Consider the following 16,932-nt stretch of genomic DNA (forward strand, 5'->3'; position numbering starts at 1 on the left):
CAATTATATATTATGGATGGTAATTTTTCACCAAGAGTAAAAGATGTTATTACCTACAGTAAAGAGGAAGCCTTGCGTTTGGGCCACGACTTTATTGGTACTGAGCATCTAATGCTAGGCATTTTAAGAGATGGAAACGGAAAAGCTATTCATATACTTAATAACCTTGCAGTCGATTTAGATCATTTACGCAGGAAAGTAGAAATACTGAGTCCGGCCAATCAAAGCGTTGAAGTAAATGCCGAAAAGAAAAACCTTCATCTTACGCGTCAGGCGGAAAGAGCCCTGAAGACCACTTTTCTGGAGGCTAAAGTATTTCAAAGCTCGTCAATTAGCACAGCGCACCTGCTTCTATGCATCTTACGAAACGAAAACGATCCAACAACCAAGCTATTGAATAAACTAAAAATAGATTATGACATAGCTAAAGAACAATATTTAAATATGACTCCAAACGAAGAAGAATTCTTAGAAAACTTGCCAAGAAACGAATCGTATAATGACGATTCAGGACAAGATGACAGTCTTAAAGAAAGCAGTTTCAACAATCCCGCCAATAAGTCAAACAAAAAATCCAAGACTCCGGTACTGGACAATTTTGGGAGAGATTTAACAGAAATGGCCGAGGAAGGAAAACTGGATCCGGTTGTAGGACGCGAGAAAGAAATCGAACGTGTTTCTCAAATTCTAAGCCGTAGAAAAAAGAACAACCCTCTTCTTATCGGAGAGCCCGGAGTTGGTAAATCTGCTATTGCAGAAGGTTTGGCTTTGCGTATTATACAGAAAAAAGTTTCCCGTATTCTTTTTCACAAACGTGTGGTTACACTTGACCTTGCCAGCTTAGTTGCCGGAACAAAATACCGCGGCCAGTTTGAAGAAAGAATGAAAGCCGTTATGAACGAATTGGAAAAAAACGACGATATCATTCTTTTCATTGACGAAATTCATACCATTGTAGGCGCAGGTGGAGCAACAGGTTCACTTGATGCTTCAAACATGTTCAAACCTGCTTTGGCAAGAGGCGAAATCCAATGTATTGGAGCCACAACTCTTGACGAATACCGACAATATATTGAAAAAGATGGCGCCCTTGAAAGACGTTTTCAAAAAGTAATTGTCGAACCAACTTCTGTTGAAGAAACAATTGCCATCTTAAACAATGTAAAAGACAAATACGAAGATCATCATAATGTAACTTACACTCAAGAAGCTATTGAAGCCTGTGTTAAATTAACAAACAGATATATGTCTGAGCGTTTCTTACCAGACAAAGCCATTGATGCTCTGGACGAAGCCGGATCACGTGTACACATTACCAACATTGATGTTCCGAAGCAAATCTTAGACTTGGAGCGTCAACTGGAAGAAGTTCGCGAAATGAAAAACATGGTGGTTAAAAAACAGAAATACGAAGAAGCTGCCAAACTTCGCGATGATGAAAAACGCATCGAAAAAGACCTGGCTACTGCTCAGGAACAATGGGAAGAAGACTCTAAAAACAATAGAATTCAAGTTACAGAAGACAATGTAGCCGATGTTGTTTCGATGATGACTGGAATTCCTGTAAACCGAATTGCACAGACCGAAAGTAACAAATTAGCTCAATTACCTGAGTTAATTCAGAATAAAGTAATCGGACAAAACGAAGCCGTTTTAAAAATTGCACGTTCTATTCAGCGTAACAGAGCCGGGCTTAAAGATCCAAACAAACCAATTGGTTCGTTTATCTTCTTAGGCCAGACTGGAGTTGGTAAAACACAATTGGCAAAAGTATTAGCAAAAGAATTATTTGATTCAGAAGATGCGTTAATCCGTATCGATATGAGTGAATACATGGAGAAATTTGCGATCTCGCGTTTAGTTGGAGCGCCTCCGGGATACGTAGGATACGAAGAAGGTGGTCAATTGACTGAAAAAGTACGCAGAAAACCATACTGTGTAGTTCTTTTAGACGAAATCGAAAAAGCACATCCGGACGTATTCAATATGATGCTTCAGGTTTTGGACGATGGATATTTGACGGATAGTTTAGGTCGTAAAATCGACTTTAAAAACACCATCATTATCATGACTTCTAACGTTGGAGCCCGTCAATTGAAAGATTTCGGTCAAGGTGTAGGATTCGGAACTGCTGCAAAAGTGGCTCAGGCCGATGAAAACTCAAAAAGCATTATCGAAAATGCATTGAAGAAAACTTTCGCACCTGAATTCTTAAACAGAATTGATGATGTAATCGTATTTAATGCCTTAGAAAAAGCCGATATTGACTTGATTATCGAAATTGAACTTAAAAAATTATACAGCCGAGTTTCAGAATTAGGATACACCTTAAGTCTTACCGATAAAGCAAAAGCCTTTATTGCAGAAAAAGGTTTCGACAGACAATTTGGCGCAAGACCTCTAAAAAGAGCGATTCAGAAATATGTTGAAGATCTATTAGCCGAGGAGATCATCACTTCAAAAATACATTCAGGTGATGAAATCTTAATGGATCTTAAAGATGATTCTCAGGAACTTTCTGTAGAAATCCATAAAGCTGAAGAACCAACAAATCAATAGATTAGTTTAAATTTATAACAAGAATAACATACCCGTTACGTTTTCATAACATAACGGGTATTTTTTTTAAATAATTTGCTACCTTTAATAAAAGCAAATAGCTATTTTTGGCCATTAAATTCTATAATAAAAAACAACGTATGCTTCAAAACAAAGTCATTTTAGGTAGCGAAGAATGGTGCTCATTTCCAGAACTAGGAATCCCGACAATTAAGGCTCGTGTCGATTCCGGTGCCAAAACTTCGGCAATGCACGCTATAAACATAGCTCCTTTTATAAAAAATGATGCCAATTGGGTAAAATTCGACATTAACCCAATTCAGAATAATATTAAAACCATCATTCACTGTGAAGCTCCGTTGGTTGACAAAAGAATTGTAAAAAGTTCAAGCGGATTTAGAGAACATCGTTATGTAATTCAGACACATTTAAAAATTGGCGATATCAAATGGCCAATTGAAATGACACTAACTAACAGGGATTCTATGGGATTCCGAATGCTTTTAGGTCGTGAAGCCATGAGCGGACGCGTATTAGTTGATCCAGAAGAAAAATATCTTTTGGGACAACCAAGTCCTGAAGCCTTAAAAGAATTGTACCAAAATTCCGAAAAAGCAACCTCCGGATTAAGAATTGGCCTTCTGGCCAGTAATCCTGAATTGTACAGCAATAAAAGAATCATGGAAGCGGGTGAAATGCGCGGACATGAAATGCATTTTTTGAACATCAAAGAATGTTATATGAAGCTGGATGCCAAAACTCCCGAAATTCATTATCGCGGTGGTAAAATACTAAACCAATTTGATGCTATAATTCCAAGAATCCGACCAAGCATTACTTTTTACGGCTGTGCTTTAACACGTCAGTTTGAAGCACTGAAGGTTTTTGTACTGAACTCTGCGACAGCAATCACTCAATCACGTGACAAGCTTTACTCTTTGCAGCTTCTTTTAAACAGCGGAATCGATATCCCAACGACCGGATTTGCTAATTCTCCGCTCGATACTGACAATTTAATCAAGATGGTTGGAGGTTCTCCTTTAATCGTAAAATTACTGGAAGGAACTCAGGGAAAAGGAGTTGTTTTAGCTGAAACCAAAAAAGCAGCAGAAAGTGTTATCAACGCCTTTAAGAGCTTAAATGCCAATATACTTGTTCAGGAATTCATTAAAGAAGCAAACGGAAAAGATATTCGCTGTTTTGTGATCGACGGTAAAGTGGTAGCCGCAATACAGCGTGAAGCGATGCCAGGTGAATTCCGGGCTAATATCCATTTGGGAGGAACCGCATCTGTCATAAAAGTAACTGCTGAAGAGAAAAAAATAGCCATAAAAGCCACAAAAGCTATGGATTTAAAAGTAGCAGGTGTTGACATTATTCGTTCTTCTAAAGGACCATTATTACTTGAAGTAAACTCTTCTCCGGGACTTGAAGGAATTGAAGGAGCCACCAACAAAGACGTAGCAGGCGAAATGATTAAAGCGATTGAAAAGAACTTTAAATTATAATCGATTCTTTTTCAGTAAAAATATTCATTTAGACCTAATGTCTAAGCATTAATTTAGCAACTTTGTTGAGGTTTTACTTTGACAAAGTTTTTTTTTAATTCAAATCATAACGAAATGATGCTATCTCCCTATTTAGATATTATCTTAAGAAGTCTCTCCGTCTATTTTTTCATGACTATCGCTTTGAGAATCTTTGGAAAAAAAGAGCTTTCACAATTGAATACAGCCGATATTATTCTGATTTTATTAATTAGTAATTCCGTTCAAAATGCCATGGTTGGTCCGGACACTAGTCTTTGGGGAGGCTTAGTTGCTGCATTGGCTTTGTTTATAATTAATTACATCATCAAAAAACTAACACACAAATACAAAGGTCTCAGCAATTTACTACTGGACAAACCTGAAATCCTGATTCATAATGGAGAATTGGATTTTAAAATTTTGAGCAAACTAGACATTTCGCACGAAGAATTAAAAGAAGCAGCGCGCGAACATGGCCTAGAGCATTTAACTGATGTAAAGCTTGCTATGCTTGAAATTGACGGCACCATTAGCATTATTTCAAAAGACAAACAGAATCTTAAACAAACACATTACAAGCGAAAACACAATAGAAAGAATTTACAAAAATAACCCCTACCATACTTACATCTGTCGCGGCTACTCTTTAGGCTATGCGAAGAGCAACAACGAATGTAATTCTTCTACGCTTGAAGAAAAATGGAACAAAGAAATACTTCTGAAACAGTACGGAAAAGATTATTTATTCTCAAAAGAATACCCCCTACTAAAAAAAGCTTGTTTCAATAAAGAAACTAGCTTTTTTTTTCCAAAATTAATACAATTCCTTACCCTGGTTATCGGTTTCAAAATCAGTACTAATTTTCTTAATCGTTTTATTTGTCAAACCATACGCTTTTAATCTGTGATTGAGATTTGCCAGAATATAATCTTTTTCTTTTGGAAATTTTTCAGCAATCCTTTTATAATGCTTTAAAAGCCTTTTATCCTCTACCCCATCCAATGCCTGCAAAGTTGCATGAATAACTCTATTTGAACTATCTTGAAGCCCTTCGATAAAAACACTGAGATACTTGTTTTTATTACCCATTTGACCAAGTGCATAATAAGTACTCACTCGTATTTCTTCACTTTTATTAAACATAAACGGGACAATAATTTCACCATAATCCAACTTCGTTTCTTTTAACAAATAAGTACAAAATCTAAAGGTTTCATCATCTTCAATCGTATCAGCATTTGCTTTAATAACCTCTATCCAGTCCGCACTTTTGCCTTTTGCATACCAAAATACAAACTGAAAAACAGCCAGTAAATTCTCTTTTACAAAATCAAGCAAATAAGGTTTTGAACGCTCATAATCAAACTTAGCAAGTACCTGAAGTATTGTTTTTTGATTTTCTCCTGAGCTTACCTTATACTGCTCTTCTAAAACAGTAAGAATTTCAGACCCTACGGCACTCTTTTTCAAAATCCCGTTCAAACATTCCCTTTTAATTTCATCATCCCCTGTAGAAAAATACACTTCTAAAATATAACCTGACAATCCTCCTAATGTATAGCGAAATAAATCCGGTTCCTTTGCCATTGTACTTTCGGGAATAATTTCATCAAGCCATCTTTCGTACCAATCTAAAAAATTAGATTCAAAAACAAAGAAAGGTTTCTGTCTCTCGATATCAACATTAACAATCCGGCCTTTCCATTCACCGTTTAAAACAAGAGCGTAATAATAAGTACATCCTTGAGTACCGATAGGCAATAATCCCGAAAATATCTTTCCTAATTCAGCATAAAAATCTTCATTCGAAATCTCATCATTTTCTTCTATGATCCTGTTTAAATCCTCCCAAAATGAGTCAGACATTGTTAGATCCAGCTTACAATCTTCTTTCAGGTATTTTTTTGCATTCTCAGAAACGAATTCGTCGACATTTTCTCCAAACGGAAATATCCCGTAACCAGGTCCTGCAGCGGAATTCTCATAGGAGATCCCTCCGTTGCCAACGTGTACTAAAAATGCTCTATAATCCTCTGGAAGCTGTACATCATACTCCTTCTCAAACGCTAAGATTTTATCTTTATTTACCGTTTCTTTTACAATATATTTATGACTGTCAGCCCCAAACACTTGCAAATCCTTGTCTGCATTTTTCGCCAGGATCAACTTCCTTTTTATTCTTTCTATCTGATTCAATAGCTCTGTTTCCAATCTGTATTTCTTTATTTTTGAGTAAATATAAATACATTATAATTTCAAAACAACCCATCATACCAAACAAAAAAGCCGATTTCAAATTGAAATCGGCTTTAAAATATATTAAGAAAATGTGATTTACATCTCACATTTTACAATAATCATTTTACTAAATAAACACACTCAATACAAAGTAAACCAAACCGGCTAATATTGCTGAAATTGGAATGGTTAGTATCCATGCCCAGATTAAACTAACGGTAACTCCCCAACGAACTGCAGAAACACGTTTTGTTAATCCAACTCCAATAATAGAACCCGTAATCGTATGTGTTGTACTTACCGGAATTTTTAAGTGTTCTGTAAAATAAAGCGTTAAAGCTCCTGCAGTTTCGGCTGCAACTCCTTCAAACGAACTTACTTTTGTGATTTTGGAACCCATTGTTTTGACAATCTTCCATCCACCACTTAAAGTTCCCGCTGCAATTGCAGAATAACAAGCCAAAGGAATCCATCCCGGCATTACTCCTTTTACCCCTAAATCATCGTTTGGCAAAACAACATCTAACCAGGAATCCATGTGTACACCAGGATTAGTGTTGATATAAACCGCTACCGCAGCTGCAATAATACCCATTACTTTTTGAGAATCATTCCCTCCGTGACCTAAACTAAAAGCCGCAGAAGATAATAATTGCATTTTTTTCAAAGCAGCATCTGCCTGATGAAGATTTAAACTACTGAATATCAAACAAAACAAACTTACGGTTAAGATGATAAAAGCAACTAAAAACCATTTAATATTATGCGGATCAAAAGCTACACTCCAAAAATGAGACTCAAAACGTGGTTTTCCATGCTCAACAATCTCTGAATAAGGAATCATTAAACTGCTCACCATCCAGATTGTCGCAATCATCAGTGCTACAGTAAATATTTTTGGCCCAATACTTTTACGTGAAGCATTCAACAACCAGATCGAAATCAAGTAAGAAGCCAATGCTCCCAATAATGGCGCCAATACAATAAAAGCGATAATAATAAGTACTCCTGAAGGCATTGCTCCTTCTTTACCAGCCTTGTACCAGCTTACGATTTCGTACCAGTAATGCGTTGTTCCGTCTTCGCCCACATAACCTGAAAATCCATGTACAGCGATCGCATGAGCAATTGCTGCTCCGGCAAAACCACCAATCAGCGTATGAGAAGAACTTGAAGGAATCCCTAACCACCAAGTCAATAAATTCCAACAAATAGCTGCTATAACTCCTGCGAGGATTACAACAAGGTTAATTTCCATGGTGTGCGCTGTTTTAGCAACCGTATCGGCAACACCAAATCCAAAAACCCAATAGGCCAGAAAGTTAAAAAATGCTGCCCAAAGAACGGCCTGAAAAGGCGTCAGAACCTTGGTCGCAACAACAGTCGCTATAGCATTTGCCGCATCATGAAAACCGTTGATGTAATCAAAAATTAAAGCTAATACTATAATAATTATAAGTAGCGTCATAAATTATAACTTCAGAATGAAATAAATTGAATTAAGAATGTTTTACAGAAATAGATTCCAGTATGTTCGCAACACTCTTACATTTGTCTGTTGCTGATTCTAAAACAGATAACACTTCTTTATACTTAATGATATTTTTTGCGTCTGTTTCGTTTTCAAAAATTTCAAAAACTGCTTTGTTATAAACGTTATCCGACTTGTTCTCCAATTTATTAATTCTGGCACAAGCTTCTTTGATAATGTTCATGTTTTTTAAGTTACTTAACTCTTTTACAGCACTGTCGATGTTCTGACAAGCTTCAAGGTTAATTTCGGTCATCTTTCTGATTGACTTTGTAATCTTATCTACCTGATATAATTTCATTCTACTTGCCGCACCATGAAGGTAATCGGCAACGTTATCAATTGAAGTAATCAATGTATGAATATCCTCTCTGTCAAATGGAGTAATAAAATTTCTACTCAATTCAAGATTGGTTTGACGTGTAATGTCTTCTCCTTTTTGCTCTAACTCATCAATTTTTTGAAAAAGAACTTCTCTTTCTTTCAATGGAAGGTTTACAGCTTCGTGTAAATTAGAAGCTAACTCAATTAGATTGCTTGAAGCCTCTTCAAAAAGTGGAAAGAATTTCTTGTCTTTCGGCACTAAAAATTGGAAAATACTGTTTATTGACATTTTTATATTTTTGATAGTGCAAAATTACTTCAATATTATTTTGCCATGTTAAGCCATTGTTAACAAATCGTTTTCAATTTGAAAACTGTCAAGGAATTCAACTGTTTTTTCAATATCATAATGCAGGATTCTGTCTTCTTTAACCAAAGGCACCACTTCTCTGTAACTGCTTAAGAATGTTTCAATAAAATCACTTGATTTCAAAGGTTCTCTGTAAGCAATCGCCTGTGAAGCGTTCATCAATTCGATAGCTAAAATACGCTCTAAGTTGTCCATAACACGTAATGCTTTTGTGGCTCCGTTTGCTCCCATACTTACGTGATCTTCCTGTCCGTTACTTGAAACAATACTATCTATACTCGAAGGTGTAGCCAATTGTTTGTTCTGACTTGCGATACTTGCCGCTGTGTATTGCGGAATCATAAATCCTGAATTCAATCCCGGATTATCTACCAAAAATGCCGGAAGATTACGCAATCCTGAAATTAACTGATACGTTCTTCTTTCAGAAATACTGCCTAGTTCTGCCAAAGCGATTGCTATAAAATCCAAAGCCAAAGCTAAAGGCTGTCCGTGGAAATTTCCTCCTGAGATAATCTGATCTGCTTCAATGAAGATATTAGGATTGTCTGTAACAGAGTTGATTTCGGTTTTGAATACTTTTCTAACGTAATCAATGGCGTCTTTTGAAGCACCGTGAACCTGAGGCATGCAACGGAAAGAATACGGATCCTGTACGTGTTTTTTCTCCTGAGCAATAATTTCGCTTCCTTCCAAAAATTCCGTAAGGCGCTGTGCCGTTACAATCTGTCCTTTGTGAGGACGTATAAAATGGATCAATTCGTTAAAAGGCTCAATTCTTCCATCAAAACCTTCTAATGAAATTGCTCCGATCAAATCTGCCAAATAAGAATATTTATATGCTTTTAATAAAATATGTGCTCCGTACGCACTCATGAACTGAGTTCCATTTAATAAAGCCAAACCTTCTTTAGACTGTAAAACAATTGGTTCCCAGTTAAAATGTTTTAAAACTTCGGCTGCAGTTGTTTTTTTACCTTCAAAAAGAACCTCACCCTCACCTAATAAAGGTAATGATAAATGTGCCAAAGGTGCCAAATCTCCCGAAGCCCCTAAGGATCCCTGAGTATAAATCACCGGAAGAATATCATTATTGTAAAAATCCACCAAACGCTCTAAAGTCTGCAATTGAACTCCTGAATGTCCATAACTCAAAGATTGGATCTTAAGCAACAGCATCAATTTTACAATTTCAGCCGGAACCTCTTCTCCTGTTCCGCAAGCATGCGATTTTACAAGATTCTCCTGAAGTTTCGATAAATTTTCATTCGAAATTTTCACATTACAAAGCGAGCCAAAACCAGTATTGATTCCGTAAATAGGTTCAGAATGTGAAGCCATTTTTTTATCGAGATAATCACGACATTTTTGAACGTTCACCTTTGCTTCTTCTGATAATTCAAGTGTTTTTTGATTGACAATAATTTCCTGTAAAGCTTCTAAACTTAGGGTTTCTGTGCTTATATAATGAATTTCTTTCATGCTGTTTAAATTTTAAGACTTCAAAATTCAGCAAATCAATATTAAAAAGCAACATTTATTCCTAATAATTAAAAAATGATTCTCACGAATTCCCCGATTTTGCTCTTTTCACAATAGTAATCAGACAAAACCAAGGGCATCTTTTTATCATAAAAGGACTCCTCTGTTTTTTAACAAGAAAACAGCAAAAGCAATTAATTCCTACCGATTTTATAGACTAATGACGCTTTTCAATGTTTTTCGAGATTAAAAATCAGACTATTAATCATATCTCTTTTAAAGATAAGCTTCAATAATTATATGAATCCATCAATTTAATACACACAATTCTGACAAAAAGCTCAATATTGATTTGCTGAATTTTGAATTTTTAAAATATTCATAAAAAGACCGGAAAGATTTTTAACTTTTATAAAAAACTGTACTTTTGAAAAACCAAAATGAAAAGTAACAGCGTAAAATATCATTCTACACTAACAACTCAAACCAGAGTTGCAATCGCTGCTATTACAATTTCAACTACAACAATTACTACCCCTTAGGGGTATACATTTTACATATCACTCAGGTTACCTAGTACTTTTTTCTAAAAAGAAGAGAGTTATTGGATACATAAAAAACATTTACAAAGAAAAAAAATAGTCGCAGTTTTCAGTTTCAGTTCACAGTTGATAACCTTTGAACCTTTGTTACTAAAAATCTTTGCGCCTTATTAAAAACATCAAAAATGAAAGTATTAAAATTTGGCGGAACTTCGGTTGCCAATGCACAAAATATAAAATTAGTTCTCGAAATCATAAATCAAAAATCGAAGCAGAGCCAATTGGTTGTTGTGGTATCAGCCTTAAGCAAAGTCACTGATTTACTGCAATTGGCAGCAGCAAAAGCAGCAGCAAATGACGAAAGCTTCAGAGAAATTGTGGGCGAAATTGAGAAAAAACACCTTGACACTTTAAAAGTACTTATCCCGGTTAGCGAACAAAGCAGTTTGTTGAGCCATGTAAAAAGAATCATCAATCACTTAGAAACTTTGTTAGACGGTTGTTTCTTGCTGGGTGAGTTATCTCCCAGAACTGCCGACACTATTTTAAGTTTTGGAGAATTACTTTCGTCTTACATCATTGCGCAGGCGTATCAGCAAATTGATAAAAATGCAGTTTACAAAGACAGCCGCGAACTGATTAAAACCAACAATAACTTTGGAAAAGCGGTTGTAAATTTTGAAGTTTCCAACCAATTGATCAGAACGTATTTTGCCGAAAATAAATCTAAAATTAATATTCTTCCGGGATTTATTTCTCAAACTCTTGACGGAATCGCCACTACCTTGGGCCGTGGAGGTTCTGATTATACCGCTGCTATTGTTGCCGGAGCACTTGAAGCGGAACAATTAGAAATCTGGACTGACGTGAACGGAATGTTTACGGCCAATCCAAAAATCGTTAAACAGGCCCACCCTATTGCAACAATCTCTTATCAGGAAGCTATGGAATTATCACATTTTGGTGCCAAAGTGCTGTATCCGCCAACGATTCAGCCCGTTTTAAGAAAAAACATTCCAATTTTAATCAAAAATACTTTTGAACCGGAAGCTGAAGGAACCTTAATTTCAGATCAGGTTTTATCAAAAGATACGGTTGTAAAAGGAATCAGTCATATCGATAATATTTCAATGGTAACACTTGAAGGTCCTGGAATGATTGGAGTTTCAGGTTCGTCAAAACGTTTGTTTGAAGTACTGTCCCAGGAAAAAATCAACGTTATTTTTATCACTCAGGCTTCTTCTGAGCATTCCATTTGTATTGGAATCCTGAATTCGGATGCAGATAATGCCGAGGCTGCCATCAACAGAGCCTTTGAAGTCGAAATTTCGCAAAATAAAGTTGATCCCTGTATCGTCGAAAAAGACCTGTGCATTATCGCTTTGGTGGGCGAAAACATGAAGAATCATCAAGGTTTAAGCGGTAGAATGTTTAGCACTTTAGGAAAAAACAATGTCAACATCCGTGCTATTGCACAAGGAGCCTCTGAGCGTAATATCTCAACTGTAATTAACGAAAGGGATGTTAAGAAAGCATTGAATACGCTGCACGAAAATTTCTTTGAAGAAAACACCAAACAGCTCAATTTGTTTGTGATGGGTGTTGGAAATGTGGGTGAAAAATTCATCGAACAAATTCACAATCAAAGAAAGTTTTTAAAAGATAATTTGAAGATTAACGTTCGTGTGATCGCGTTGTCAAATTCCAGAAAAATGTTTTTTGAAGAGGACGGAATTTCGTTAAAAGACTGGCAATCGGCTTTAGATCAAGGCGAAAAGGCTAATAAAGAAGCTTTCATCGCCCGTGCAAAGGAACTAAACTTGCGTAACAGCATCTTTGTTGATATTACTGCAAGTGCAAGCGTGTCTGAAACCTACGAAAATTTCTTAAAACAAAGTATTGCGGTGGTTACCTGCAACAAAATTGCCTGTTCATCTGCCTATGATAATTATAAAAAATTAAAGAATTTATCCCTTCAGTACAATGCTCCGTTTTTATTTGAAACCAATGTTGGAGCTGGATTGCCTATTATTGATACCGTGAAAAACTTAATCGCTTCAGGTGATAAAGTACATAAAATTCAGGCGGTTTTATCCGGAAGTCTGAACTTCATTTTCAACAATTTCGATAAAGACAATTCTTTTCACGATGTGGTAAAAGAAGCCGGAGTACAAGGTTTCACAGAGCCAGATCCGAAAATTGACTTAAGCGGAATCGACGTAGCGCGTAAAATCCTGATCCTGATTCGCGAAAGCGGTTACGAAATGGATATTGACGCCATCACCAACGAATCGTTCCTGCCAGCGGAATGTCTTGCCACAACTAACAACGAAGATTTCTTTACTTCTTTAACCCAACATGCTCCTCATTTTTCAAAAATCTATGACGAAGCAGTAAGCAAAGATTCCAGATTGAAATATGTAGCACAATTCGAAAACGGAAAAGCAAGTGTTGGTCTGCAATTCATTCCAAAAGAGCATCCTTTTTACAATCTGGAAGGAAAAGACAATATTGTACTTTTCTACACCGATCGCTACGTAGATCAGCCTTTGCTAATCAAAGGCGCCGGAGCGGGTGCAGCCGTAACCGCATCGGGAATTTTTGCGGATGTGATTCGAATTGGAAATATATAATTTTTTGTTTCAAGTTTCAAGTTTCAGGTTCCAGCAACTTGAAACTTAAAACTTGAAACCTGAAACAACTAAATAATGACACAAATAAAACTATTTTGCCCGGCCACAATCGCTAATCTCTCCTGTGGATTTGACGTATTGGGACTTTGCCTGGATAATGCGGGCGACGAAATGATTGTTCGAAAAGTAGCTCAAAAAGGAATTCGAATTACCAAAATTGAGGGAGCCGATTTGCCTTTAGAGACCGAGAAAAACGTTTCGGGGGTGGCAGCTTTGGCCATGTTGGAGACACTTGACGTAGATTGCGGATTTGAAATTGAAATTTACAAACATATCAAAGCCGGAAGCGGAATCGGAAGCAGTGCTGCGAGTTCTGCGGGAGCGGTTTTTGGAATCAATGAGCTTCTGGGACGCCCTTATTCCCGCAAGGATTTGGTGCAATTTGCCATGCAGGGTGAAAAATTAGCCAGCGGAAACGCTCATGCCGATAACGTTGCTCCTGCCCTTTTAGGCGGTTTTACTTTGGTAAGAAGTTATAGTCCCTTAGACATTATCCGAATTGACAGCCCTGAAGAATTGTTCGCAACTGTCGTTCATCCTCAAATTGAATTGAAAACTTCGGATGCACGTTCGGTACTAAAACAAAACGTTTCGCTAAAAAGTGCCATCATGCAATGGGGAAATGTAGGCGGACTTGTCGCAGGATTATACACCAAAGATTACGACTTAATCGGACGTTCGCTTCACGACGAAATTGTGGAGCCTTTACGAAGTGTTTTGATCCCGGGATTCGACCAAATCAAACAAACAGCACTTGAAAACGGTGCATTGGGTTCAGGAATTTCAGGTTCCGGTCCTTCTATCTTCGCTTTAAGCCGTGGAGAAGAAACTGCAAACCAAATCGCCAAAGCCATGAGCGACGTTTACGAAAAAATGAATTTACCGTATGAAATTCACGTTTCGAAAATTAATCCGGATGGTGTCCGCGTCCTTTAAGACGGGACGCTTTAAGCAATAGGCTTTAGGCAATAAGCTTAAAACCATTGCGTAATTCTTTGCCCTGGCTTCGACTTCGCTCAGCCTGACAAAAAATGCGATTAAAAATATTTGAATAATTTAAAGGCTATGAATTGCAAACAAGACAAAAGCTTAAAGCTTATTGCCTAAAGCTTAAAGCAAAAAAGCCTAAAGCACTAAAAAAATGAAATACTACAGTTTAAACCATAACGCCCCAAAGGTTTCGTTTCAGGAAGCGATAATACAAGGACTCGCCAGTGATAAAGGATTATATTTCCCTGAAAAAATCACTCCTTTAGACCCTTCGTTTTTTGATGAAATTGAAAATTTAAGCCACGAGCACATTGCTTTTGAAGCGATCAAACAATTCGTTGGCGATGAAATACCGGCAGACAAATTAAAAGAAATCATTGCGGATACTTTAGTTTTTGATTTTCCGGTAGTGAAAGTCGAAGACGGAATCTACTCCTTAGAATTATTCCACGGCCCAACCATGGCGTTTAAAGACGTTGGAGCACGTTTTATGTCACGCTGTCTGGGGTATTTCAACAGAGACAATAAAGACGCTAAAAACACTGTTCTTGTGGCCACTTCCGGAGATACAGGCGGAGCGGTTGCCAGTGGTTTTTTAGGCGTTGACGGTGTCGATGTGGTGATTTTATACCCGTCAGGAAAGGTGAGCGACATACAGGAAAAACAATTGACTACTTTAGGACAAAATATTAAAGCTCTTGAAGTTGATGGTGTTTTTGACGATTGTCAGGATATGGTTAAAAAAGCGTTTTTAGACGAAACTTTAGCGCACAAAAACCTGACTTCGGCCAATTCGATTAATATTGCGCGCTGGCTGCCACAAATGTTTTATTTTTTCTTTGCTTACAAAGCTTTGAAGAGCCAAAACAAACCGTTGGTTTTCTCTTGCCCAAGCGGTAACTTCGGAAACATCTGCGCCGGAATTATGGCAAAAAGATTAGGATTGCCTATTGAACATTTTGTGGCATCCACCAACGTAAACGATACGGTGCCAAGATTCTTAGAAAACGGAAAATACGACCCGAAACCTTCTAAAGCAACCATCTCCAACGCCATGGACGTTGGAAACCCAAGCAACTTTATCCGCATTCAGGAGTTGTACAATAATGATTTAAAAGCTTTTGAAAAAGACTTCTCTTCTTATAGTTATACGGATGAAGAAACACTTGTTGCTCTAAAAAATATTTATAACACAAACGGTTATATCGCAGAACCACATGGTGCTGTTGGTTATTTAGGTTTGAAAAAAGAACTGGAAAAACACCCTAATTCCATTGGTATTTTCTTGGAAACCGCTCATCCTATTAAGTTTTTGGATGTAGTTGAACCCGCTTTAGGAATTACACTTCCTATTCCTGCTCAAATTGAGAGTGTTATTAATGAAGAGAAAGTGAGTGTGAAGATTGGGAGTTATGAGGAGTTGAAGATGTTTTTGAGCTAAAAGCTTGTCCCTTTACAAAATTTTAAACTACAAGTTACACAAATATCTATGTGTGATTTGTGGTTTTTATATTTACATTAGACAAGTTTTAAAAAACGTGCATAATATCAATTTTTTTAAGATGAACATCTATCAAAAAGACCATACTCAAACGCCAGAAATTTTCACTCTTATCAAAGAACATCAAAATTCCGAAGCAATCCATTATTTAAAGAAAAACCCTGAAGAAATTCATTTAAAAGGCTGGATGGATGACACTCCTTTACACACTGCTGCATTAAGTGGTAATTTTGAAATGGTTAAATACCTGATTAAAAAAAATGCAAATGTAAATGCTGAAAGAAGTGGTGTATACGCAACTCCATTATGCTGGGCAGAAAATTACGAAATTGCAAAATATCTTCTCGATAATGGTGCAACGATGAATGATAAAGAACTTTTTGTCGCGACATCTAATGATAAAGTTAAAATAATTGATTTATTAATAACTAATGGAGCGCAAATTGATCAAAATGAACCTCAATATTTAAAATGTAAGTCAATTGAATCTATAATGATCTATTTAAATCATAAGATTGATCTAAATGGCTGCGATAACAACAACAGTAATTTACTCCATAAATTAGCTTGGCTTGATTTGCCAACTGTGTTTGATTTTGCATATAATAACGGATGTGAATGGAGAAAAGATAATAGTCAGAGAACGCCCTACTATTTGGCAAAACAAGGAAAATGCGAAAATATTTTAAATCATTTTAGAAACCATTATATTGAATTAATTTCTAATAAAGTAGAAAATATCGTAAAAGAGGATTATGTCTATCAAAGAATCTTTTTTATAAAACAAAGTTCGTTTAAATCAGATTGGTTTATTGCATTAACTAAAAACTCTAACCTTATACGATATCTAAAACAAGATGATAAATTAATCGTTGATCAAATTGTAAATATTGATACTTCAACAATAAGGAACTTTACTTTTGATGAAAGTAACCATGTTATTGTTCCAACAGGTGATAATCAATTACTCATTCTTGAACAAAAAACTTTTAATCTTATTCGTTCTGTAAAATTACCAAATGATCTAGTTTTAGATCAAATCACATATCTTCCTTCAAAAAGTTTATATATTGGAAGTTCCCAAAATTGGGAAATAGTTTTACTATCAAAAGATTTCAAGATAATAAGCAGAACTAAAGCCGAAGATGGAACTCTTTTTCCAAAAATAAATC

General features: G+C 36.3%; 11 protein-coding genes. 7 read left to right on the forward strand and 4 right to left on the reverse strand.

Annotation, left to right across the window (positions count from 1 at the left end):
* The first annotated feature begins 12 nt into the window (after positions 1–12).
* From JO950_RS17730 to JO950_RS17740, 3 genes are all read left to right on the forward strand, one after another.
* A complete protein-coding gene (locus tag JO950_RS17730; protein ID WP_202703842.1) occupies positions 13–2,559 on the forward strand; it encodes an ATP-dependent Clp protease ATP-binding subunit in 2,547 nt (848 codons plus the stop codon).
* A 140-nt stretch (positions 2,560–2,699) separates the two neighbouring features.
* Entirely contained in the window at positions 2,700–4,067 is a 1,368-nt protein-coding gene (gene rimK / locus JO950_RS17735) for a 30S ribosomal protein S6--L-glutamate ligase (RefSeq protein WP_202703834.1), read from the forward strand.
* 117 nt (positions 4,068–4,184) lie between these two features.
* The gene (locus tag JO950_RS17740; protein ID WP_202703843.1) at positions 4,185–4,700 is read left to right on the forward strand and encodes a DUF421 domain-containing protein; all 516 of its coding nucleotides are present in this window, start codon (positions 4,185–4,187) and stop codon (positions 4,698–4,700) included.
* Between the two features lie 202 nt (positions 4,701–4,902).
* Here JO950_RS17740 and JO950_RS17745 read toward each other — a convergent pair whose 3' ends face one another.
* From JO950_RS17745 to hutH, 4 genes are all read right to left on the reverse strand, one after another.
* The gene (locus JO950_RS17745) at positions 4,903–6,300 is read right to left on the reverse strand and encodes an SMI1/KNR4 family protein (RefSeq protein ID WP_202703835.1); all 1,398 of its coding nucleotides are present in this window, start codon (positions 6,298–6,300) and stop codon (positions 4,903–4,905) included.
* A gap of 154 nt (positions 6,301–6,454) precedes the next feature.
* A complete protein-coding gene (locus tag JO950_RS17750; protein ID WP_202703836.1) occupies positions 6,455–7,795 on the reverse strand; it encodes an inorganic phosphate transporter in 1,341 nt (446 codons plus the stop codon).
* 31 nt (positions 7,796–7,826) lie between these two features.
* On the reverse strand, positions 7,827–8,471 hold the full coding sequence (locus tag JO950_RS17755) for a DUF47 domain-containing protein (protein WP_017496503.1): 645 nt from the start codon (positions 8,469–8,471) through the stop codon (positions 7,827–7,829).
* A gap of 48 nt (positions 8,472–8,519) precedes the next feature.
* On the reverse strand, positions 8,520–10,034 hold the full coding sequence (gene hutH, locus JO950_RS17760; RefSeq protein ID WP_202703837.1) for a histidine ammonia-lyase: 1,515 nt from the start codon (positions 10,032–10,034) through the stop codon (positions 8,520–8,522).
* A 727-nt stretch (positions 10,035–10,761) separates the two neighbouring features.
* On the opposite strand from hutH, the gene thrA reads away from it, so the two are divergent.
* From thrA to JO950_RS17780, 4 genes are all read left to right on the forward strand, one after another.
* Positions 10,762–13,209 carry a bifunctional aspartate kinase/homoserine dehydrogenase I gene (gene thrA / locus JO950_RS17765; RefSeq protein ID WP_202703838.1) on the forward strand — a complete coding sequence of 816 codons (2,448 nt, stop codon included), beginning with the start codon at positions 10,762–10,764 and terminating at the stop codon, positions 13,207–13,209.
* A gap of 75 nt (positions 13,210–13,284) precedes the next feature.
* Complete coding sequence (locus JO950_RS17770) at positions 13,285–14,205, forward strand: homoserine kinase (protein ID WP_202703839.1); 921 nt, start codon at positions 13,285–13,287, stop codon at positions 14,203–14,205.
* 205 nt (positions 14,206–14,410) lie between these two features.
* The gene (gene thrC / locus JO950_RS17775) at positions 14,411–15,700 is read left to right on the forward strand and encodes a threonine synthase (protein WP_202703840.1); all 1,290 of its coding nucleotides are present in this window, start codon (positions 14,411–14,413) and stop codon (positions 15,698–15,700) included.
* Between the two features lie 121 nt (positions 15,701–15,821).
* Positions 15,822–16,932, forward strand: a 1,111-nt coding sequence (locus tag JO950_RS17780; protein ID WP_202703841.1) for an ankyrin repeat domain-containing protein, incomplete at its 3' end; no start/stop codon positions are given.

Source organism: Flavobacterium sp. UGB4466 (assembly GCF_903469665.1).
GTDB lineage: Bacteria > Bacteroidota > Bacteroidia > Flavobacteriales > Flavobacteriaceae > Flavobacterium > Flavobacterium lipolyticum.

Bases quoted from the DNA above. Each gene is read 5' to 3' on its own strand.
- JO950_RS17730 (WP_202703842.1), top strand. From the start codon at position 13: ATGGATGGTAATTTTTCACCAAGAGTAAAAGATGTTATTACCTACAGT.
- rimK (WP_202703834.1), top strand. From the start codon at position 2,700: ATGCTTCAAAACAAAGTCATTTTAGGTAGCGAAGAATGGTGCTCATTT.
- JO950_RS17740 (WP_202703843.1), top strand. From the start codon at position 4,185: ATGCTATCTCCCTATTTAGATATTATCTTAAGAAGTCTCTCCGTCTAT.
- JO950_RS17750 (WP_202703836.1), bottom strand. From the start codon at position 7,795: ATGACGCTACTTATAATTATTATAGTATTAGCTTTAATTTTTGATTAC.
- JO950_RS17755 (WP_017496503.1), bottom strand. From the start codon at position 8,471: ATGTCAATAAACAGTATTTTCCAATTTTTAGTGCCGAAAGACAAGAAA.
- hutH (WP_202703837.1), bottom strand. From the start codon at position 10,034: ATGAAAGAAATTCATTATATAAGCACAGAAACCCTAAGTTTAGAAGCT.
- thrA (WP_202703838.1), top strand. From the start codon at position 10,762: ATGAAAGTATTAAAATTTGGCGGAACTTCGGTTGCCAATGCACAAAAT.
- JO950_RS17770 (WP_202703839.1), top strand. From the start codon at position 13,285: ATGACACAAATAAAACTATTTTGCCCGGCCACAATCGCTAATCTCTCC.
- thrC (WP_202703840.1), top strand. From the start codon at position 14,411: ATGAAATACTACAGTTTAAACCATAACGCCCCAAAGGTTTCGTTTCAG.